Raw genomic sequence first — 1,380 nt, 5'->3', positions numbered from 1 at the left:
GGGTCTGTCAAACGAGCGGTGTAACCAGGGTGGTTGGGGTTACTGACGGGCTGCGGAGAGTCGGCCGTCGAAGGTGATGTCGAAGGCGTTCAGGGCGGTCTTCCAGCGCATGGTCCAGCGGGCCTGGCCCTTGCCGGTGGGGTCCAGGCTCATGATGGCCATGTAGACGCATTTCAAGGCGGCGGTCTCGTTCGGGAAGTGCCCGCGTGCCTTGACCGCCCGCCGGATCCTGGCGTTCACGGACTCGATCGCGTTCGTGGTGCAGACGATGCGGCGGATCTCGGTGTCGAAGCGGAGGAACGGGGTGAACTCTTCCCACGCGTTTTCCCAGAGCCGGACGATCGCCGGGTACTTCTTGCCCCAGGTGTCGGCGAACTCAGCGAACCGCTCGAGTGCGGCCTCTTCGGTCGGCGCGGTGTAGACGGGCTTGAGGACACGAGCGATCTTGTCCCAGTCCTGGCGGGCGGCATAGCGGAAGGAGTTCCGCAGCAGGTGGACCACACAGGTCTGCACGATCGTCCTGGGCCAGACGGTCTCGACCGCGTCGGGCAGACCCTTGAGACCGTCGCAGACGAGCATGAGGACGTCGTTCACGCCGCGGTTCTTGATCTCGGTGAGGATGTGCATCCAGTGCTTGGCGCCCTCACCGCCGTCGCCGGCCCATAGGCCCAGGATGTCCCGTCGGCCCTCCGCGGTGACGGCGAGAGCCACGTAGATCGGCCGGTTGGCCACCGCACCGTCGCGGATCTTTACGTGGATCGCGTCGATAAAGACGACCGGGTAGACGACGTCGAGGGGCCGGTTCTGCCACTCGGCCATGCCGTCCATGACCTTGTCGGTGATGGTGGAGATGGTCTGCTTTGAGACGTCGGCCCCGTAGACCTCGGCGAGGTGGGCCTGGACCTCGCCGGTCGTCAGGCCCTTCGCGGACAGAGAGATCACCATCTCGTCGACGCCGGACAGGCGTTTCTGCCGCTTGCGCACGATCTTCGGCTCGAAGGTTCCGTCCCGGTCGCGGGGCACGGATATCTCGACCGGTCCGACCTCGGTGAGCACGGTCTTGCCGCGGGTGCCGTTGCGGGAGTTGCCGCCGTTCTTGCCGGCCGGGTCGTGCTTGTCATAGCCGAGGTGGTCGGTGATCTCGCCCTCGAGGGCGGACTCCAGCAACCGCTTGGTCAGCTGCTGCAACAGCCCGCCCTCGCCCGTCAGCTGCAGGCCCTCGGCCTGGGCCCGGCCCACCAGTTCGTCGATGAGCTGGTCGTCCACCGCCTTCGACGGCTGCGGCTCAGGCATCTCGACGGACTGGGCCTCGGACACGTTCTCACTGGTCATCGGTGCATCTTCCTTGATCAGGAGTTACACCGAACGTTTTACAGTCCC

At 65.8% G+C, this 1,380-nt stretch carries 1 protein-coding gene; it reads right to left on the bottom strand.

Annotation, left to right across the window (positions count from 1 at the left end; all coding sequences use genetic code 11):
• Positions 1–39: 39 nt before the first annotated feature.
• On the bottom strand, positions 40–1,293 hold the full coding sequence (locus tag ACIOWN_RS34520; RefSeq protein ID WP_362358097.1) for an IS256 family transposase: 1,254 nt from the start codon (positions 1,291–1,293) through the stop codon (positions 40–42).
• Positions 1,294–1,380 lie beyond the last annotated feature (87 nt).

Origin of the sequence: Streptomyces sp. NPDC087787, from assembly GCF_044743035.1 — a bacterium.
Classification (GTDB): domain Bacteria; phylum Actinomycetota; class Actinomycetes; order Streptomycetales; family Streptomycetaceae; genus Streptomyces.
Note: the sequence above shows the minus strand (reverse complement) of the source record. Positions and strands in the feature narration are given on the sequence as shown.

What these genes read in the sequence shown, in the direction of transcription:
- ACIOWN_RS34520 (WP_362358097.1), bottom strand. Translation starts at nt 1,293, where the DNA reads ATGCCTGAGCCGCAGCCGTCGAAGGCGGTGGACGACCAGCTCATCGAC.